We start from the raw sequence: 19,014 nt of genomic DNA on the forward strand, positions 1-19,014 counted from the left end.
TCAGCGGCGACCCTTGACGATCTTCTCCTGGCCGACGTCTTCCTTGGCGGTGGCGTCGAACTGCTCCTTGCCCACCGAGGCGAGCGGCTTGCCCTCGCCCGTCTGGAACTCGAGCTTGAAGTCGTCGACCGCCTTGTCGAGCGCGGCGATGGTGTCATCGTCGAGCTTGTTGGTCTCGCGCAGGGTGGTGAGGATCTCGGTGGTTCGGCCGACGTACTCGAGCAGCTCCGCCTCGAAGCGCAGGATGTCTTCGACCGGCACCTCGTCGAGCTTGCCCTTCGTGCCGGCCCAGATCGAGACGACCTGCTGCTCGACGGGGAACGGCGAGTACTGCGGCTGCTTGAGGAGCTCGGTGAGACGGGCGCCACGAGCGAGCTGACGGCGGGAGGCCGCATCCAGGTCGGAGGCGAACATCGCGAAGGCCTCGAGCGAGCGGTACTGGGCCAATTCGAGCTTGAGCGTTCCGGAGACCGACTTGATCGACTTCACCTGCGCGTCGCCGCCGACGCGGGAGACCGAGATACCCACGTCGACCGCGGGACGCTGGTTGGCGTTGAAGAGGTCGGACTGCAGGAAGATCTGGCCGTCGGTGATCGAGATCACGTTCGTGGGGATGTAGGCCGAGACGTCGTTCGCCTTGGTCTCGATGATCGGCAGGCCGGTCATCGAGCCAGCGCCGAGCTCGTCGGAGAGCTTGGCGCAACGCTCGAGCAGACGGGAGTGCAAGTAGAACACGTCGCCGGGGTACGCCTCGCGTCCCGGCGGACGACGGAGGAGCAGCGAGACGGCACGGTAGGCCTCGGCCTGCTTCGACAGGTCGTCGAAGATGATGAGCACGTGCTTGCCGCCGTACATCCAGTGCTGGCCGATGGCCGAACCGGTGTAAGGGGCGAGGTACTTGAAGCCGGCGGGGTCGGATGCGGGCGACGCCACGATGGTGGTGTACTCCATCGCGCCGGCGTCTTCGAGGGCACCCTTCACCGAGGCGATGGTGGAACCCTTCTGGCCGATCGCGACGTAGATGCAGCGAACCTGCTTGTTCTCGTCGCCCGACTCCCAGTTGGCCTTCTGGTTGATGATCGTGTCGATCGCGATGGCCGTCTTACCGGTCTGGCGGTCGCCGATGATGAGCTGACGCTGGCCGCGACCGATCGGGATCATGGCGTCGATGGCCTTGATGCCGGTCTGCATGGGCTCGTGCACGCTCTTACGCGCCATGACGCCGGGCGCCTGGAGCTCGAGCTCGCGACGGGCCTCCGCGGCGATCTCGCCGAGACCGTCGATCGGGTTGCCGAGCGGGTCGACCACGCGGCCGAGGTAGGCGTCGCCCACCGGAACCGAGAGCACCTCGCCGGTGCGGGTGACTTCCTGGCCCTCTTCGATGCCGGTGAACTCACCGAGCACGATCACGCCGATCTCGTCTTCGTCGAGGTTCTGCGCGAGACCCAGCGTGCCGTCCGCGAAGCGGATCAGCTCGTTCGCCATGACACCCGGGAGGCCCTCGACATGGGCGATGCCGTCAGCGGCGTCGATCACGTAGCCGACCTCGGTGGTCGCGGCCTTGGTGGGGTCGTAGGCCGCGACGAAGTCCTTGAGGGCATCGCGGATCTCATCCGGGCGGATCGTAAGTTCAGCCATCGTTTTCCCTTTTCTGGTGGGGTACTAGCCCCAGTGTGTTCTCGTGCACGCCGATTAGCCAGCGAGCTGAAGTCTCAATTCATTGATGCGCGTCGCGACGCTTCCATCGATGACGTCGTCACCGATCTGGATGCGCACTCCCCCGACCAGTGCCGGGTCGATGACCTGGTTGACCTGGATCGGCTTGCCGTACCGCGACGTGAGCGCCTTCTCGATGCGCTCGCGCTGGGCAGCGCCCAGGGCGACCGCGGTGCTGACCGTGGCGACGGATGCGCCGGCCTGGTCGGCGACGATCGACGACGCATAGCGCAGCAGCTCTCCGATGCGGCGACCGCGGGGCTGCGTGACGAGCTGACGCACGATGGCGACGGTGGCCGCATCGGCACGCCCGCCGAGCAGTCGCTCGACGAGGGCGCGCTTCTGGTCGACCGAACCGAGCTTCGACCCGAGCGCGAGCTCGAGGTCGGCATCGGTGGTGACCGCCCGTGCGAACTCGAACAGCTCGGCCGCCACCGTGGTGGAACCGGCGGAACCGGCGGAAGCACGGATGCCGATCTCCTCGATGCCTGCGAGCAGGTCGGAGTGGCTCGACCAGCGGCTCTCGGCGATGCCGGTCAGCAGCTCCACCGTGGTGGGGCTGTAGGCCGGCCCGAAGAGGGCCTTCACGAGCGCCACCTTCGCGGCGTCGTCGGCTCCGGGATCGGAGAGGGCTCCGAGCAGGTGTGACGAATCACCGATGATCCGACCAGCGGCGAAGAGCTCTTCTCCCGTGGCCAGATCGACCTGGGATCCGAGGCTCGTCAGGCGAGCCTTGGCGGATCCGAGGGCAACTCTGGTCGCGCTTCCCATGTGTTACTTCTTTCCTGCCGTGTCGGACGCCTCGAGATCGGCCAGGAACCGGTCGACGAGGGCCGTGGCCTTCTGGTCGTCGGAGAGCGACTCGCCCACCACGCCGGAGGCGAGGTCGATGGCGAGCGAACCGACTTCGGACCGCAGCGACACGAGCGCCGACTGGCGCTCCGCCTCGATCGCGACCTGGGCGTTGGCCTTGGTGCGCTCGGCGTCGGTCTGAGCCTGAGCCTGGATCTCGGAGCCGATGCGCTGGGCATCGACGCGAGCCTGCTCGCGGATCTTCGCGGCCTCGGCGCGAGCCTCGGCGAGCTGGGCCGTGTACTGCTCGAGAGCAGCCTCGGCTTCGCGCTGCGCGACATCCGCCTTCTCGATGTTGCCCTCGATGGCGGCGGACCGCTCGTCGAGCATCTTCTTCATGCGCGGGAGGACGAGCCTCCAGAAGAAGAACAGGATGACGACGAAGCAGACTGCCGACCAGATGATGTCGTACGACTCGGGGAGCAGCGGGTTGCGCGACTCGCCCTCGGTTGCCGCGATGACTATCGACTGAAGCATGACGCCTCCTTCCTTAGTGTGAAAGAGGGTTTAGTAGCCGAAGATGAAGCCGGTGGCGATACCGATGAACGCGAGCGCCTCGGTGAACGCGATACCGATGTACATGAGGACCTGAAGACGGCCGGCCAGCTCGGGCTGACGGGCGACGCCCTCGATGGTCTTGCCGACGACGATGCCCACGCCGATGGCCGGACCGATTGCGGCGAGGCCGTATCCGACCGTGGCGATGCTACCGGTGACCTCGGCGAGGATGGCTGTGTCTGCCATTGTTGTTCCCTTTCGTGATGGTGGAGCAGGCGGGTGCCTGGCGCCGTTTAGTGTTCGTCAGCCAGCGCGAGCTGGATGTAGACCGTGGTGAGGAGTGCGAAGACGTAGGCCTGCAGCACGGCCACGAGGACCTCGAAGAGCGTGAACACGAAGCCGAACGCCAGTGTGCCGACTCCGAAAAGACCGTAGAAGATGCTGGTCTGAGTAGCGGTGAAGAAGAAGAACTGCGTGGCCGAGAAGAACAGCACGAGCAGGAGGTGGCCCACGAGCATGTTCATCAGGAGTCGCAGTGTCAGCGTGATGGGCCGAAGCACGAAAGTGGAGACGAACTCGATCGGCGTCACGATGATGTAGAGCGCCTTGGGCACTCCGGGCGGGAACAGCGCGTTCTTGAAGAACGCTCCCGGATGCTTCTTGATGCCGGCGTACATGAACGCGAGCCACGCGACCACCGCGAGCACCAGCGGCATGCCGATGATGGCGTTCGACGAGATGTTCATGAACGGGATGATTCCCGTGAGGTTCGCGAAGAGCACCACGAAGAAGACTGTGGTGATCAGCGGCAGGAACCGGCGACCGTCTTTCTTGCCCAGGAGGTCTTCGGCGATGTTGACCCGAGTGAAGTCGAGCCCCATCTCGACGACGCTCTGGAAGCGACCCGGCACCATGCGCATGCGGCGGGTGCCGATCCAGAAGATGAGCACGATCGCCAGCATCGCGATGAAGCGGATGAGGATGATCCGGTTGATTTCGAACGGCGTGCCAGCGAAGAAGATTGCGTCCGGGAAGAACTCATCAATCGACGGACCGTGGAAACCACCATCATCGGAGGTTGCCATTGGGGCTAGCAGGTTCACAGCGTTAGCTATCAGCGCTATCTCCTGTTTCGGGGCGTGGAACTGGTCAAAGCTCTCGCGACGACGAACGGTGGGGTTTTTGCTGTCTCACAGCGCGAGAAGCGCGTCAGGACGGCGGAACGATCGTGTCAACCCTATCAACTTTTAGGGCATCCTGACTAATCGAGAGGGGCTCACTCACCGCTCGGGAGCTGCACGTCGGAGGCGTACGCCATCCGGGAACGCGCGATCACGATCACGTCGACCGTCAGCGTGCCGAGTATGGCAGCGACGATGCTGACGAACAGCACGATGTCGTTCGTCCACGGCTGGCCACGCAGCACGAGCATCAGCACGATGAAGAGCACGAACTTGAGGATCCAGGTGCCGAGCACCACCGCGAAGAAGAGCGTGGGGTAGATCGGCGAGGCGGTGTACCGGTTGGCCACCAGGATGCTCACCACGGTGATGCCACCGAACACCAGCACCATCGCGGTGCCGATGAGTGCGCTGGCGAGACCGCTCCCCCCAGCGACGAGGTAGCCGATGACGCCGCCCACGACGGCGATGACGACGGCGATGATGATGTCGAACTTGAGGATCGTGGAGAACACCTGGTTCGACGAGGGCTTCGGGTAATTGCCGCGGATCGCTGGCTCGGTCACGTCTGGTTCTCCTTGATGTCGTCGAGGTCGTCTTCGGCGGCAGCGTCGAGCGGGTCGTCGACGGCGGTGACCCGGGCCTCGAGGGTGCCCGCATCCGCGGACTGCGCCATGATCTCACGCCGCTTGGTGCGGGTGAGGGGGAAGAGGGTGATGGCGGCGCAGACCAGGATGCCCACGCCGAGGAAAGGGAAGGCCAGCCAGTAGGGCTGCAGCACGAAGAGCAGCAGGCAGCCGACCGAGAACACGGCCGTCCAGCCGTAGAAGATCAGCACCGCGCCGAGGTGGCTGTGCCCCATGTCGAGCAGGCGGTGGTGCAGGTGCTTGCGGTCGGCACTGAACGGGCTCTTTCCCGCCCGCAGGCGGCGGAAGATGGCGAGGCCGAAGTCGAGCAGCGGGATGATGAGGATGGCGAAGGGCAGCAGGATCGGCAGGAACGCCGGGAACAGCTGCGAACGGCCGAGCTGAGCGGGATCCACCTGGCCCGTGACCGCGATGGCGCTCGTGGCCATGAGAAGTCCGACCAGCAGCGCGCCCGCGTCGCCCATGAAGAGCTTCGCGGGGTGGAAGTTGAGCGGAAGGAAACCCGCGCACGCCCCGATCAGCACGGCTGTGATGAGCGAGGCGAGGTTGAAGTAGTCGGTGGGCGAGGTGTCTTGCGCGAGCAGGTAGCTGTACAGGAAGAACACGCCGTTGGCGATGAGCGCGACGCCCGCCACGAGGCCGTCGAGGCCGTCGATGAAGTTGATGGCGTTCATCACGAGCACCACGGCGAGGATCGTGATGACGAGCGACATGCCGCTCGATCCGATGGTGAGGCCTCCGATCGGCAGCGACACGATCTGCACGCCCTGCCAGGCGAGGAGGAATGCCGCGATGATCTGACCGGCGAGCTTCGTGAGCCAGTCGAGGTCCCAGATGTCGTCGGCCACGCCGATCAGCACGATGATGAGCGCGGCGCCCATGATGGCCCAGAGCTTGCCGGGCTCCGAGAACACCAGATCGAACCAGCTGATCTGCGAGGCCACCAGGATGGCGATCACCACGCCGATGAACATCGCGATGCCGCCGAGACGCGGCGTGGGTCGGGTGTGCACGTCGCGTTCGCGGATCTTCGGGTAGAGCCGGTAGCGGTGGCTGAGCTTGAAGATCACCCAGGCGAGGACGAACGTGACCACGGCCGACACGGCCGCGACGAGGAGATAGAACCGCATGGCGCTAGGCGCCGGATTCCGCGTGGAGGGAGTCGCCCACGATCGCGCGCAGGCTCTCGGCACTCACGGCACCCTGTCGCACGATGCGCAGGAGGCCCGAATGGTCGGTGGCGTCGACGATCGTGGAGGCCAGCCCGCCGGTGCGCGGACCTCCGTCGAGGTAGACCGAGACGCTGTCTCCCAGCATGGCCACGGCGTTCGCGGCGGTCATGGCCGCGGGCTCGCCCGTGAGGTTGGCGCTGGAGACGGCGAGGGGGCCGGTGTCGGCGAGGAGCTCGAGAGCCAGGTCGTCGGCGGGCATCCGGAGCGCGACCGTTCCGCCGGTGTCGCCGAGGTCCCAGGCGAGCGACGGGGTGGCCTGCAGGATCAGCGTGAGTCCGCCCGGCCAGAATTCCTCCACGAGGGAACGGGCCGCATCGGGGATGTCGGTGGCCAATGCCTCGAGCGTGGCCGTCGACGGGATGAGAACGGGAGGAGGCGACTGCCGCGTGCGACCCTTCGCATCGAGGAGGCGCTGCACCGCACGCGGCGAGAACGCATCGGCCGCGAGGCCGTAGACCGTGTCGGTAGGGACGACGACCAAGTCGCCCCGGCCGATCGCAGACCGGGCGAGGCGCATTCCGGTGAGAAGCTCCGTCGGCGCAGAGCAGTCGTAAATGGCAGCCATCTCGACCCCATGATAGCCGGGCTCGACAGTGCGAGCCTGCCGCCCGGCCGTGAACGGACTACTTGTTGACGCGCCCACGCCCGAAGATCAGCCAGAGGATCGAGCCGATGATCGAGAGGAAGAATGCGACGAGGATCCAGACGAACTTGCCCACTCCCCCGTGGTTGGGGTTCCGCACGATCGACACGACGGTGACGATGAAGATGATGAGGCCGACGACGCCGAAGGTGAATGAGATCGGTTCCATGATGCCTCCAGGGCGATTCGGGTGGTGGAAGGATGCAGCCCTCCGAGCATATCGGGCGGATGTCCGCCTCCCGCGGGCCTCAGCGGATGGCGGTGGTGGCGCGATCGCGGCCCGTGAGGTCGCGGTGGGTGGCCACGGCGTGCCAGCCGTCGGCCGTGAGGAGTTCGCGCATCCCCGGGCCCTGCAGATCGCCGTGCTCGACCACGAGCGTGCCGCCCGGGCGCAGCAGGCGACGCGCCGTCGCGGAGACATGACGCACCACGTCGAACCCGTCGGCCCCGCCGTAGAGCGCGTGCTCGGGGTCGAAGAGGCGCACCTCGGGATCGCGCGGGATGGCGCCGGCCGGGATGTACGGGGGGTTGGAGACCACGACGTCAACCGATCCGTCGAGCTCGGGCAGGGCGTCGGCCAGGTCGATGAACACGAGTCGGGCGTTCTCGGCGCCGACCGTGCGGAAATTCTCCTTCGCCCACACGAAGGCCGCGGTGGAGTTCTCGACGGCCGTGACCTCGGCGTGCGGCACCTCGGTGGCCAGGGCGAGCGCGATGGCGCCGCTGCCGGTGCCGAGGTCGACGGCGCGGGGGCGCGCATCCGGAGTCGGCACGACGGCACGCAGCGCGTCGATGCCGAGGCCCGCCACGAACTCGGTCTCGGGCCGCGGCACGAAGACACCCTGCCCCACGGCGAGCTCGAGCGACCGGAACCAGGCGCGACCGGTGATGTGCTGCAACGGCTCGCGGGCGGCGCGGCGCTCGACCGCCTCGATTACGGCGACCGTGTCTTCGACGCCGATCGGCGCATCCGTCACCGTGAGCGACTGCACCCGGCCCCGGGAGGCGCCGAGAACGTGACCGATCAGCAGTTCGGCGTCGACCTGGGGGTCGGTGACGCCGGCCGACGCCAGGATGCTCACCGACCGCTCGAAGAGCGACCGCACGGTGACGGGGCGGTCGGCGGCGAGGGTGGCGGCGTTCGAGGATGATGACATGGTGTTCGGGCTCTCCCCGCCGGCTGTGGGTGGCGGCCGGCGGATACGGCTAGGAGTCGGTACCGACGGCGGCGAGGCGGCTCTCCTCGTCGGCCGAGATGGCCGACTGGATGATCGGCTCGAGCGCGCCGTCCATCACCTGGTCGAGGTTGTACGCCTTGTAGCCGGTACGGTGATCGGCGATGCGGTTCTCGGGATAGTTGTAGGTGCGGATGCGCTCCGAACGGTCGACCGAACGGATCTGGCTCTTACGAGCAGCCGACGCCTCGGCATCGAGCTCCTCCTGCTGTTTGGCCAGGATGCGGGCGCGCAGCACGCGCATGCCCGCCTCACGGTTCTGCAGCTGGCTCTTCTCGTTCTGCATCGACACCACGATGCCCGTGGGCAGGTGCGTGATGCGAACCGCGGAGTCGGTGGTGTTCACCGACTGGCCGCCGGGGCCTGATGAGCGGAACACGTCGATCTTGAGGTCGTTGGGGTTGATCTCGACCTCTTCGGGCTCGTCGACCTCGGGGAAGACGAGAACGCCGGCGGCGGAGGTGTGGATGCGGCCCTGCGACTCGGTGGCCGGCACGCGCTGCACGCGGTGCACGCCGCCCTCGTACTTCAGATGCGCCCAGACGCCCTCGGCAGGATCCGACGACTTGCCCTTGACCGCGATCTGCACGTCTTTGTAGCCGCCCAGGTCGCTCTCGGTGCGCTCGAGGAGCTCGGTCTTCCAGCCCTTCGACTCGGCGTAGTGCAGGTACATGCGGAGCAGATCGGCCACGAAGAGCATGCTCTCGGCACCGCCCTCGCCGCCCTTGATCTCCATGATCACGTCGCGCGCGTCGTCCGGGTCGCGTGGGATGAGCAGACGCCGCAGGGTCTCCTCCGCCTCGGCGAGGCTCGCCTCGAGGGCGGGCACCTCCTCGGCGAAACTCGCGTCGTCGGCAGCCAGCTCGCGAGCGGCTTCGAGGTCGTCGACGTTCTGCTGCCACGCGGCGTGCGCCGCCACGATCCGGCTGAGCTCGGCATACCGGCGGTTGACGCGCTTGGAGCGCGCCGGATCGCCGTGGAGCTCGGGATCGGACAACTGCTGCTGGAGGTCGTCGTGCTCGACCAGCAGAGTCTGGACGGACTCGAACATCACTCGGCCTTGTGGCCGGTGTGTCCGTTGTGTCCGCTCTGGGTGGGAGCCGGCATCGACTTCTGCACCTGCATGAGGAACTCGACGTTCGACGAGGTCTCCTTCAGGCGGCTGAGCACGATCTCCAGAGCCTGCTGCTGGTCGACACCGGCGAGGGCACGACGCAGCTTCCAGGTGATCTTGGTCTCGTCGGCGCCCATCAGCAGTTCTTCACGGCGGGTGCTCGACGCGTTCACGTCGACCGCCGGGAAGATGCGCTTGTCGGCGAGCTGACGCGACAGACGCAGCTCGGAGTTGCCGGTGCCCTTGAACTCCTCGAAGATCACCTCGTCCATCTTCGAACCGGTCTCCACGAGCGCGGTGGCGAGGATCGTGAGCGATCCGCCGTTCTCGATGTTGCGCGCGGCGCCGAAGAAGCGCTTCGGCGGGTAGAGCGCCGAGGCGTCGACACCACCGGAGAGGATGCGACCGGATGCGGGCGACGCCAGGTTGTAGGCGCGGCCGAGGCGGGTGATCGAGTCGAGCAGCACCACCACGTCGTGACCGAGCTCCACGAGGCGCTTGGCGCGCTCGATGGCGAGTTCGGCGACCGTGGTGTGGTCTTCGGCAGGGCGGTCGAAGGTGGAGGCGATGACCTCGCCCTTCACCGTGCGCTGCATGTCGGTGACCTCTTCGGGCCGCTCGTCGACCAGAACCACCATGAGGTGCACCTCGGGGTTGTTCGTGGAGATGGCGTTGGCGATCTGCTGCAGCACGATGGTCTTGCCGGCCTTCGGCGGCGCCACGATGAGGCCGCGCTGGCCCTTGCCGATGGGAGCCACCAGGTCGATGATGCGCTGCGTGAGCTTGCCCGGCTCGGTCTCGAGGCGCAGGCGCTCCTGGGGGTACAGCGGCGTGAGCTTGCCGAATTCGACGCGGTTCTGCGCCTCGTCGACGGGCAGGCCGTTGATCGACTCGATGCGCACGATCGCGTTGTACTTCTGGCGGCCGTTCGAGTCGCCCTCACGCGGCTGGCGGATGCTGCCCACCACCGCGTCGCCCTTGCGCAGGTTGTACTTCTTCACCTGGCCGAGCGAGACGTAGACGTCGCTGTTGCCGGGGAGGTAGCCGCTCGTGCGCACGAAGGCGTAGTTGTCGAGGATGTCGAGGATGCCGGCCACCGGGATGAGCACGTCGTCTTCGGAGATCTCGGGCTCGATCTCGTCGCCGCCGGTCTGGCCACGGCGCTTGCGGTCACGGTAGCGGTTGCGGGCGCCACGGTCGTTGCGGTCGCCGTCGAGCCCTGCTCGGTCGGCACCGCCGCGGTCGTTCTGGCGGTCGTCCTGCTCCTGCTTCGACTCGGTGCGGTCGGCTGCAGAGGCCTGCTGACCGGCGTTCTGGTTGCGGTTGCCGTTGTTCTGGCCACCGTTGCCGCCGTTCTGGCCGGCGTTTCCGTTGCCGTTCTGGTTGCCCTGGTTCTGGCCGCCCTGGTTCTGGTTGCCGTTCTGGCCGTCCTGGTTGGCGGCGTTCCCGTTGGCGTTGTTGCCCCGGCCACGACGGTTGCGGTTGCGGCCGCGACCGCCCTCGGGGCGCTCGTTCTGCTCGCCCTCGCCGCTGTCGTTCGACTCCTCGGAGACGTTGGCGCTGGTGTCGGCCTCGGCGGGCACCAGGGTGTCGATGCTCTCGTCGGCCTGGTTGAGGTGGCCGGCGGCGGAGACGCGCTCGCCACGGCCTCGGCCCGATCCGGTGCGCTGACCCTGCTCGGCGTCGCCCGACGTGGCGGCGGCACTGTCGGTGCTGCCGGCGTTCTGGCGCTCGATGGCACGACCGCCGTCGACCGAGGTGACGCGGCGCGAGGTGCGGCGCTTGGGCGAGACGGGGCCTTCGGGCAGCTCGATGACGATCTGCTCCTTGGGCGCTGCGGCCGCGGCCGGCGCCTGACGGAGGAGCTCGTCGGGGATGATGGGGCCGTCGAGCACCTCGGCGGCGGGCTCGACCGGCTCCGCAGCGGCCGGAGCCTCTGCGGGGGCGACCTCGTCGGAGGTCGCCGCGGCAGCCTCCGGTGCGATCACGGAGTCGAAGTCGAGCGTCGTCGCATCGGCGACGGGCTGGATGGTGATGGGCGAACCCTCGGGCAGTTCGGTCGCGCCGTCCTGCACCAGGCGGATGGCCTCGACGAGGTCGCCCTTGCGGAGCTTGGAGGCGCCGACCATGCCGAGCCCGGTGGCGATCGCCTGGAGTTCGGAGACCTTCAATGTCGAAAGGTCGGCGCGGGTGTTGACGTCAGTCACGGAGATGGGTGTCCTTCCCCTGTCGGCTACGAAAAGCCAGGCAGAGAACTGTCCGCGAACGGGAACGCACTCGGATGCACCAGATCAACGAATGACTGATGCATGGCCGGGGTACGTCTCTGCACGCGGCAGGAAATGAGTTAGAGGAATGCGCCGGGGCGGGGCCTATGCTTTTTGATAACAGCAGACCCTTCGGCTACAGAGAGCCGGTTTCGTCCGGGTGCTCTTCAACTGTAGCACCTTTGAAGTCCACGGCCAGAATCAGCGACTCCCAGGGTGTCGCGGCCTGGGAGGCCACGAGTTCGGCGGCGGCGAGCCGCTGACCGGGGTCGCTGCAGAGCACCAGGATGCTCGGCCCGGCACCCGACACGACGGCCGGGAAGCCCTCGGCACGCAGCGCCTGGATGAGCCGGTCGGTCTCGGGCATCGCACTCGCCCGGTAGCTCTGGTGCAGCTTGTCCTCCGTGGCCGCGAGCAGCAGCTCGGGGCTCTGGATGAGCGCCGCGATGAGCAGCGTTGAGCGCGACACATTGAAGATGGCGTCGGCGTGCGGCACCGACTCGGGCTGCAGGCTGCGCGCGAGCGCGGTCGACATGGTCTCCTGCGGCACGAGCACCAAGGGCGAGACGCCGCGGTGCACGATCAGCTTCTTGAACTGCGGCCCCTCGGGAGTGACCCAGGCGATGGTGAGGCCACCGAAGAGCGCCGGCGCCACGTTGTCGGGGTGCCCCTCGAGCTCGGTCGCCCGGGCGAGCAGCCCGAGCGAGTCGATCTCGACGATGCCCTCGAGCAGCCCCTTGGCCGCCATGATGCCCGACACGATGGCCGCTCCGGATGACCCGAGCCCCCGACCGTGCGGAATCACGTTGTGGGCCTCGAGGTGCAGGCCGGGCAGCTCCTGCCCGTAGGCGGCGAAGGTGTGGGCGATGGCCCGCACGACGAGGTTGCTCTCATCCGTCGGCACCTCGCCGGCACCCACGCCGTCGACGTCGACGAACGCACCCGGCTCGTCGCGGACGGTGACGGTTAGCTGGTCGTAGAGGGCGAGTGCGAGGCCCAGTGTGTCGAAGCCGGGACCGAGGTTCGCCGTGGTCGCGGGAACGCGCACGGTGACCGAGCGGCCCACGGGGATGGCGCCGAGGCTCACGAAGCAGCTTTCTGGAGGCCGAGCACGCCGGCGATCTCGGCGGAGTCGACCGACACGACGGTGGGCTTGACCTCTCCCCCGTCTTCGCCGCGGAGAGCCCACTGCGGGTCTTTCAGACCGTGACCCGTGACCGTGATGACCACGGTGGCGCCCGCGGGGATGACCCCGGCGTCGGAGCGCTCGAGCAGGCCTGCGACGCCGATGGCGGAGGCCGGCTCCACGAAGATGCCGACCTCGGCCGAGAGGATGCGGTGTGCGGCGAGGATGTTCTCGTCGCTGATCGCACCGAAGTAGCCGTCGGTCGACTCGCGCGCGGCGAGAGCGAGCTCCCAGGAGGCCGGGTTGCCGATGCGGATCGCGCTGGCGATGGTGTCGGGGTTCTTCACCACGTGGCCGAGCACGATGGGCGCGGAACCCTCGGCCTGGAAGCCGAACATGCGAGGCAGCTTCGTGACGACGCCCCGCTCCAGCTCTTCGGCGTAGCCGCGGGAGTAGGCGGTGTAGTTGCCCGCGTTGCCGACGGGCAGCAGGTGGAAGTCGGGCGCGTCCTGCAGCACCTCGACCACCTCGTAGGCGGCCGTCTTCTGGCCGTTGATGCGATCGGGGTTCACCGAGTTCACGAGGTGCACCGGGTAGTTCGCCGAGAGGTCGCGCGCGAGGTCGAGGCAGTCGTCGAAGTTGCCCTGCACCTGGATGAGCTGGGCGTTGTGCGCGATGGCCTGGCTGAGCTTGCCCATCGCGATCTTGCCTTCGGGCACCAGCACGGCGGCGGTGATGCCGGCGTGCGTGGCGTAGGCGGCGGCCGAGGCCGACGTGTTGCCGGTGGAGGCGCAGATGACGGCCTTCGCGCCGTGCTCGACGGCTTTCGAGATGGCCATCGTCATGCCGCGGTCTTTGAACGAACCCGTGGGGTTCATGCCCTCGAACTTGATGTACACCTTCGCACCCGTGCGGGCGGAGAGCGCCGGCGCCGGGATGAGGGGGGTGCCGCCCTCACCGAGCGTGACCACCGGGGTGGCGTCGGTGATGTCGAGACGGTCGGCGTACTCGTGAAGGACCCCGCGCCACTGGCGGGACGGGATACGGGGGGTGCTGTCGGCCACTAGGGCGTTTCTCCTTCAACTCGTAGGACTGATTCGACCCGAACGACGGCGTCGTTCGCCGAAACAGCCGCCACCGTGGCCGCGAGGGCGGCTTCGGTGGCTTCGTGGGTGACAATGACAAGGGTAGCGGTGAGTGCATCCGACTCCGATGCCGACCCGGCCGCAGAGGCGGTGGCGACCGTCTGCTGCACGGCCTCCACGGAGACACCGTGCTCGCTGAACAGGCCGGCGATCTGCGCCAGCACACCCGGTTTGTCGGTGACGATGAGGGTCAACTGGTAGCGGGTGATCACGGCGCCGATGCCGAGGATCGGCAGGTTCGCGTGCGTCGACTCCCCCGTGCCCGGGCCGCCCGCGACGTGCCGGCGCGCGGCCGACACGAGGTCGCCGAGAACCGCGGAGGCCGTCTCCACTCCCCCGGCGCCGGCCCCGTAGAACATCAGGTCACCCGCGGCCTCGGCCTGCACGAACACCGCGTTCTTGGCCCCGTGCACCGCGGCGAGCGGATGCATCCGGCTGATGAGTGCGGGATGAACGCGCGCCACGACCCCCTCGATGCCCGTCTCCGGGTCGACCAACCGCTCGCAGATGGCGAGCAGCTTCACGACGTAGCCGGCCTTCTGCGCGGAGTCGATCTGCGCGGCGGTGACCGTGGTCATGCCCTCGCGGTGCACCGACTCCACCGGCACGGCGGTGTGGAACGCGAGCGAGGCGAGGATCGCGGCCTTCTGCGCGGCATCGAACCCTTCGACATCGGCGGTGGGGTCGGCCTCGGCGTAGCCGAGCTCGGTGGCCACGGCGAGGGCGTTCTCGAACGTGTCGCCCTCGACGTCCATGCGGTCGAGGATGAAGTTCGTGGTGCCGTTCACGATGCCCATCACACGGTCGACGCGATCTCCCGCGAGACTGTCGCGGAGCGGACGGATGATGGGGATGGCCCCACCGGCGGCCGCCTCGTAGTAGAGCTGCGCGCCCACCCGGTCGGCGGCGTCGAAGAGCTCTGGGCCGTGGGTGGCGAGCAGCGCTTTGTTGCCCGTGACGACGTCGGCGCCTGAGGCGATCGCGAGCTGGATGTACTGACGGGCCGGCTCGATGCCGCCCATCAACTCGATCACGATGTCGGCCGACTGGATGAGCGTCGAGGCATCCGTGGTGAGCAGCTCGCGCGGGATGGCGGTGTCGCGCGGGGCGTCGATGTCACGCACGGCGACCCCGATGAGGTCGAGGCCGGCACCCACGCGGGCTGCCAGTTCGTCGCGGTTCTCGAGCAGCAGCCGCGCCACCTGGGATCCGACGCTGCCGGCGCCGAGGAGGGCGATCCTGAGATTGCGGTATTCGATCATGAGAGGGTTCCAAGGGAGTCTGGGCCGACGTACGCGGCATCGCGTGCGAGGAGGTCGTGCTCGGTCTCGCGGCGCACGATCACGCGTGCCTCACCGTTCTGCACGGCGACGACCGCGGGGCGGCCGAGGTAGTTGTAGTTGCTCGCCAGCGACCAGCAGTAAGCGCCGGTGGCGGGCACCGCGAGCAGGTCGCCGGGCTGCACGTCGCCCGGCAGGTAGTCGGCGTACACCACGATGTCACCGCTTTCGCAGTGCTTGCCGGCCACGCGCACGAGGGCCGGGTCGGCGGCCGAGGCGCGCGACGCAAGGCGAACGGAGTAGTCGGAGCCGTAGAGGGCGGGCCGGGCGTTGTCGCTCATGCCGCCGTCGACGCTGACGTAGCGGCGCACCGAGTCGGTGGGGTGCGCATCCGCTCCCTCGCCCGGGATGCTCACCAGCACGTCTTTGACCGTGCCCACCTCGTAGAGGGTGACACCCGCCGTGCCGATGATCGAGCGGCCGGGCTCGAAGGCGAGACCGGGCACCGGGATGCCGAGCCGGGCACACTCGGCCGCGACCGCATCCACGATCACGGCGGCGAGCTCGGGAGCCGGCGTGGGATCGTCGGCCGTGGTGTAGGCGATGCCGAAGCCGCCGCCCAGGTTCAGCTCGGGCACCGCGCCGCCCTCGAGCAGCCGGGCGTGCAGCTCGAGCAGGCGGGCGGCCGATTCGGCGAAGCCGTCGGAGCCGAAGATCTGCGAGCCGATGTGGCAGTGCAGGCCACGGAACGCGAGCGAGTCGTGCGCGCGGATGGCGGCGACGTACTCGGCGCCCTGGTCGAGCCTCACACCGAACTTCTGGTCTTCGTGCGCCGTGGCGAGGAAGTCGTGGGTGTGGGCGTGCACCCCGCTGTTCACACGCAGGCGCACATCCTGGATGCGGCCGTGCCGCTGCGCGGCTTCGGCCACCCGCTCGACCTCGATGGCGCTGTCGATCACGATCACGCCGACGCCGACGGCCACGGCGCGGTCGATCTCGGCGAGCGACTTGTTGTTGCCGTGCAGGCCGATGTGCGCGGGGTCGACCCCCGCGGCAAGGGCCACCGCGAGCTCACCGCCGCTGCAGACGTCGACCGAGAGCCCCTCCTCGGCCATCCAGCGCGCCACCTCGATGCTGAGGAAGGCCTTGCCGGCGTAGTAGACGGTGCAGCTCGTGCCGACCCGGGCGGCCTCGGTCTGGAAGGCGGTGCGGATGCCCCGGGCGCGGGTGCGCGCATCCGTCTCGTCGATGACGTAGAGGGGCGTGCCGAAGCGTGCCGCGAGATCGGAGGCCGGGACGCCCGCGAAGGCGATCTCACCCGATTCGGTGCGAGCGGCGCCGGCGGGCCAGATCGGCGACGGCAGCGCATCCGCGTCGTGGGGGTGCGCGAGCCAGTCGGGCGCGAGCGGGCTGGAGGTCATGGACGGATCCCTTAGGTGTCTGGATGGCACAAGGGGCGAGCGGACCTGGCTTGGTCCCTGAAGCCGACTCCGAGGCATGAACACTCGGATCTACCGACGATCTTAGCGGTAGAGCCGCCCAGCGCTGCCGCTCAGCCGCAGGTGCCCATGGTGCTGAAGCTCTGCTCGTTCGCCACGAACCCGCGTGCGGTGAGGTTCACGCTGGCCTGCCCTTCGGTGACCGTGAGCGACTCGATCTGTGCGCCCTGCGGCAGGTAGTTCGCCACGCAGACGGTGATGGGCTTGTTGGTGACGCCTCCGAGCAATTGGTCGAGATCGAGGTTGAGGCTGCCCGCACCCTGGTCGAGCGTGGCCGCTCCGGGCTGGATCATGACGTCGGTACCGGATGCGGTGACCTCACCGGTGACGTGATAGCCGACGGTGAACCCCAGAACCGACAGGCTTCCGTCGTAGGAGACCTGGCCGTCGCCGAGCACGAGACCCGACCCGCCGGGAATCGAGATGACCTTGTCGACCGCGTCCTGGTCGAGCGTGAGAGTGGCGTGCACCTGGTCGATCGGCTGGCTCAGATCGGTGGGCACGCCGTCGGCCACCACGTGCGCCGACACCGGCACGCCGCTCACCGTGAGATCGGGGGCGTCGAGCGTGACCTCGCTGATGCGACCGGTCACCACCTGGGCCAGGAACGACGCTCCTCCGATCGTGACGTCGATGTCGCCCTGCACGTTGTCGGGAAGCGACGACGCGATCTCGGCCGACGCCCGGCTCTCGGCGTAGGCGCGCGTGGCGACATCCGCGATCACGACCACCACGGCCAGCACCACGACGATGCCGATCAGCCACCACAGCCAGCGGAGCGAGCGCTTCTTGGGCGGCTCGACGGGGGCGGCGACGGGATAGGGCGCGGTCATGCCTCCATAGTGGCATGCTCCCCCGCCCGCGACAGGGGTGCTACATGCGGTCGGGCGCCGACACCCCGAGCAGGTCGAGCCCGTTGCGGATGACCTGACCCGTGGCGTCGTTGAGCCAGAGCCGCGTGCCGTGGATCGGCGCGAGCTCCTCGTCGCCGAAGGGCAGCACGCGGCACGCGTCGTACCAGCGGTGGTAGAAGCCGGCCAGCTCCTCGAGGTAGCGGGCGATGCGGTGCGGCTCGCGCAGCTCGGCCGAGTGGGCCACGATGCGCGGGAACTCCTGCAGCGCGCCGATGAGCGCCGTCTCGGTGGGATGCACGAGCAGCGCGGGCTCGAAGTCGGCGCGCGTGACGCCGGCCTCGGCGGCGTTGCGGGCCACCGAACGGGTGCGGGCGTGCGCGTACTGCACGTAGAACACGGGGTTGTCGTTGGTGCGTGAGCGCAGCTTCTCCCCGTCGAGTGCGAGCGGCGAGTCGGCCGGGTAGCGGGCCAGCCAGTAGCGCAGCGCATCGGCACCCAGCCAGGAGAGCAGATCGTCGAGCTCGATGATGTTGCCGGCGCGCTTCGAGAGCTTGGCACCGTTCAGGTTCACGAGCTGCCCGATGAGCACCGAGAGGGTGGCGGGATCGTCGCCGGCCGCGGCCGCGAGAGCCTTGAGGCGCCCCACGTAGCCGTGGTGGTCGGCACCGAGGAGATAGATCTTCTCGCCGAAACCGCGGTCTTTCTTCGAGAGGTAATAGGCCGCGTCGGCGGCGAAATAGGTGACGATGCCGTTGCCGCGGGTGAGCACCCGGTCTTTGTCGTCGCCGAAGTCGGTGGTGCGCACCCAGACGGCATCGTCGGCCTCGTAGACATGACCCTGGGCACGTAGGCGCGCCTCGGCGTCGTCGATGGCGGTGAGCCCGGTGGCGGCATCCGGAGCATGAAGAGCCCGCTCGGAGAAGAACACGTCGAAGTGCACGTGGAAGTTCTCGAGCGACTGCTTGATCTCGGCCAGCTGGAGCTCGTAGGCCAGGTCGCGGGCGATGGCGACGGCTTCGTCGTCGGGCTTCTCGAGCAGATCGGGCACCGCGGCGACGACGCGCTCGGCGAGTTCGCCGATGTAGGGCCCGGGGTAGCCCTTCTCGGGAGTGGGCAGACCCTTGGCCGCGGCGAGCACGGAGAGACCGAACACATCCATCTGGCTGCCCGCGTCGTTGATGTAGTACTCGGCGGTGACCTGGGCCCCGGATGCGCGCAGCACGCGCGCGATCGAGTCGCCGAGAGCGGCCCAGCGGGTGTGACCGATGTGCAGCGGGCCGGTCGGGTTCGCCGACACGAACTCCATGTTGATGACGTGGCCCGCCAGCACCTCGTTGTGGCCGTAGTTCTCGGCGGCGTCGACGATCGTACGGGCGATCTCGGCCGCGGCGGCGGTCTCGAGGGTGATGTTGATGAACCCGGGACCCGCGACATCCACCGCGGCGACACCCTCGATGGCCTCGATGGCGGGGGCCAGCTCGAGGGCGAAGTCGCGCGGGCTGAGGCCCAGCCGCTTGGCGAGCTTCATGGCGATGTTCGAGGCCCAGTCGCCGTGGTCGCGGTTGCGAGGGCGCTCCAGCGCGGCGTCGCTCTCGGTGATCGAGATGCCCTCGACGGAGGCGAGCCGGTCGGAGACGATGGCGAAAAGGTGCGCGGAGAGGGCTTCGGGAGTCACGGCGAACGATTCTACCGCTCCGGGGCGGTGGCACCCCGCCGTGGCGCAGC

General features: G+C 68.3%; 18 protein-coding genes. All 18 read right to left on the reverse strand.

From position 1 onward, the window contains the following. Entirely contained in the window at window positions 1–1,638 is a 1,638-nt protein-coding gene (gene atpA / locus EPO52_RS01900; RefSeq protein WP_290801139.1) for a F0F1 ATP synthase subunit alpha, read from the reverse strand. A gap of 54 nt (window positions 1,639–1,692) precedes the next feature. Then, window positions 1,693–2,487 (reverse strand): F0F1 ATP synthase subunit delta, encoded by a 795-nt coding sequence (locus EPO52_RS01905; RefSeq protein WP_290801143.1) that lies wholly within the window; start codon window positions 2,485–2,487, stop codon window positions 1,693–1,695. A 3-nt stretch (window positions 2,488–2,490) separates the two neighbouring features. Next, the gene (locus EPO52_RS01910) at window positions 2,491–3,045 is read right to left on the reverse strand and encodes a F0F1 ATP synthase subunit B (protein WP_290801146.1); all 555 of its coding nucleotides are present in this window, start codon (window positions 3,043–3,045) and stop codon (window positions 2,491–2,493) included. A 30-nt stretch (window positions 3,046–3,075) separates the two neighbouring features. Further along, window positions 3,076–3,312 carry an ATP synthase F0 subunit C gene (atpE, locus tag EPO52_RS01915; protein ID WP_290801149.1) on the reverse strand — a complete coding sequence of 79 codons (237 nt, stop codon included), beginning with the start codon at window positions 3,310–3,312 and terminating at the stop codon, window positions 3,076–3,078. A gap of 47 nt (window positions 3,313–3,359) precedes the next feature. Then, the gene (atpB, locus tag EPO52_RS01920) at window positions 3,360–4,151 is read right to left on the reverse strand and encodes a F0F1 ATP synthase subunit A (protein WP_290801151.1); all 792 of its coding nucleotides are present in this window, start codon (window positions 4,149–4,151) and stop codon (window positions 3,360–3,362) included. A gap of 191 nt (window positions 4,152–4,342) precedes the next feature. Further along, window positions 4,343–4,813, reverse strand: a complete 471-nt coding sequence (locus EPO52_RS01925; protein WP_290801153.1) for a hypothetical protein — start codon at window positions 4,811–4,813, stop codon at window positions 4,343–4,345. After that, window positions 4,810–6,024 carry an MraY family glycosyltransferase gene (locus EPO52_RS01930; protein ID WP_290801157.1) on the reverse strand — a complete coding sequence of 405 codons (1,215 nt, stop codon included), beginning with the start codon at window positions 6,022–6,024 and terminating at the stop codon, window positions 4,810–4,812. Before EPO52_RS01930 ends, EPO52_RS01925 begins: the two co-directional genes overlap by 4 nt. Window positions 6,025–6,028: 4 nt before the next feature. After that, a complete protein-coding gene (locus EPO52_RS01935; protein ID WP_290801159.1) occupies window positions 6,029–6,691 on the reverse strand; it encodes an L-threonylcarbamoyladenylate synthase in 663 nt (220 codons plus the stop codon). Between the two features lie 58 nt (window positions 6,692–6,749). Next, window positions 6,750–6,938 (reverse strand): PLDc N-terminal domain-containing protein, encoded by a 189-nt coding sequence (locus EPO52_RS01940; protein ID WP_290801160.1) that lies wholly within the window; start codon window positions 6,936–6,938, stop codon window positions 6,750–6,752. Window positions 6,939–7,017: 79 nt separating this feature from the next. Beyond that, window positions 7,018–7,926 (reverse strand): peptide chain release factor N(5)-glutamine methyltransferase, encoded by a 909-nt coding sequence (prmC, locus tag EPO52_RS01945; protein WP_290801161.1) that lies wholly within the window; start codon window positions 7,924–7,926, stop codon window positions 7,018–7,020. Window positions 7,927–7,975: 49 nt separating this feature from the next. Further along, window positions 7,976–9,055, reverse strand: a complete 1,080-nt coding sequence (prfA, locus tag EPO52_RS01950; RefSeq protein ID WP_290801162.1) for a peptide chain release factor 1 — start codon at window positions 9,053–9,055, stop codon at window positions 7,976–7,978. Then, window positions 9,055–11,325 (reverse strand): transcription termination factor Rho, encoded by a 2,271-nt coding sequence (gene rho / locus EPO52_RS01955; protein ID WP_290801163.1) that lies wholly within the window; start codon window positions 11,323–11,325, stop codon window positions 9,055–9,057. Before rho ends, prfA begins: the two co-directional genes overlap by 1 nt. A gap of 196 nt (window positions 11,326–11,521) precedes the next feature. Then, window positions 11,522–12,472, reverse strand: a complete 951-nt coding sequence (gene thrB, locus EPO52_RS01960; protein WP_290801164.1) for a homoserine kinase — start codon at window positions 12,470–12,472, stop codon at window positions 11,522–11,524. Further along, window positions 12,469–13,575: a threonine synthase gene (gene thrC, locus EPO52_RS01965; protein WP_290801167.1), complete on the reverse strand. Its 1,107-nt coding sequence runs from the start codon at window positions 13,573–13,575 to the stop codon at window positions 12,469–12,471. The genes thrB and thrC overlap by 4 nt, the downstream gene beginning before the upstream one ends. Further along, the gene (locus EPO52_RS01970) at window positions 13,575–14,918 is read right to left on the reverse strand and encodes a homoserine dehydrogenase (protein WP_290801169.1); all 1,344 of its coding nucleotides are present in this window, start codon (window positions 14,916–14,918) and stop codon (window positions 13,575–13,577) included. Before EPO52_RS01970 ends, thrC begins: the two co-directional genes overlap by 1 nt. Beyond that, entirely contained in the window at window positions 14,915–16,357 is a 1,443-nt protein-coding gene (lysA, locus tag EPO52_RS01975; RefSeq protein WP_290801172.1) for a diaminopimelate decarboxylase, read from the reverse strand. Before lysA ends, EPO52_RS01970 begins: the two co-directional genes overlap by 4 nt. A gap of 131 nt (window positions 16,358–16,488) precedes the next feature. Next, window positions 16,489–17,268, reverse strand: a complete 780-nt coding sequence (locus tag EPO52_RS01980) for a DUF2993 domain-containing protein (RefSeq protein WP_290801175.1) — start codon at window positions 17,266–17,268, stop codon at window positions 16,489–16,491. Between the two features lie 40 nt (window positions 17,269–17,308). Beyond that, window positions 17,309–18,964 (reverse strand): arginine--tRNA ligase, encoded by a 1,656-nt coding sequence (locus EPO52_RS01985; protein ID WP_290801178.1) that lies wholly within the window; start codon window positions 18,962–18,964, stop codon window positions 17,309–17,311. Window positions 18,965–19,014: the final 50 nt, after the last annotated feature.

The sequence above is a fragment of the Herbiconiux sp. genome, from assembly GCF_004297105.1.
Classification (GTDB): domain Bacteria; phylum Actinomycetota; class Actinomycetes; order Actinomycetales; family Microbacteriaceae; genus Herbiconiux.

Coding starts and splice junctions, on each gene's coding strand:
- atpA (WP_290801139.1), bottom strand. CDS start 1,638: ATGGCTGAACTTACGATCCGCCCGGATGAGATCCGCGATGCCCTCAAG.
- EPO52_RS01905 (WP_290801143.1), bottom strand. CDS start 2,487: ATGGGAAGCGCGACCAGAGTTGCCCTCGGATCCGCCAAGGCTCGCCTG.
- EPO52_RS01910 (WP_290801146.1), bottom strand. CDS start 3,045: ATGCTTCAGTCGATAGTCATCGCGGCAACCGAGGGCGAGTCGCGCAAC.
- atpE (WP_290801149.1), bottom strand. CDS start 3,312: ATGGCAGACACAGCCATCCTCGCCGAGGTCACCGGTAGCATCGCCACG.
- atpB (WP_290801151.1), bottom strand. CDS start 4,151: ATGGCAACCTCCGATGATGGTGGTTTCCACGGTCCGTCGATTGATGAG.
- EPO52_RS01930 (WP_290801157.1), bottom strand. CDS start 6,024: ATGCGGTTCTATCTCCTCGTCGCGGCCGTGTCGGCCGTGGTCACGTTC.
- EPO52_RS01935 (WP_290801159.1), bottom strand. CDS start 6,691: ATGGCTGCCATTTACGACTGCTCTGCGCCGACGGAGCTTCTCACCGGA.
- EPO52_RS01940 (WP_290801160.1), bottom strand. CDS start 6,938: ATGGAACCGATCTCATTCACCTTCGGCGTCGTCGGCCTCATCATCTTC.
- prmC (WP_290801161.1), bottom strand. CDS start 7,926: ATGTCATCATCCTCGAACGCCGCCACCCTCGCCGCCGACCGCCCCGTC.
- prfA (WP_290801162.1), bottom strand. CDS start 9,055: ATGTTCGAGTCCGTCCAGACTCTGCTGGTCGAGCACGACGACCTCCAG.
- EPO52_RS01970 (WP_290801169.1), bottom strand. CDS start 14,918: ATGATCGAATACCGCAATCTCAGGATCGCCCTCCTCGGCGCCGGCAGC.
- lysA (WP_290801172.1), bottom strand. CDS start 16,357: ATGACCTCCAGCCCGCTCGCGCCCGACTGGCTCGCGCACCCCCACGAC.
- EPO52_RS01980 (WP_290801175.1), bottom strand. CDS start 17,268: ATGACCGCGCCCTATCCCGTCGCCGCCCCCGTCGAGCCGCCCAAGAAG.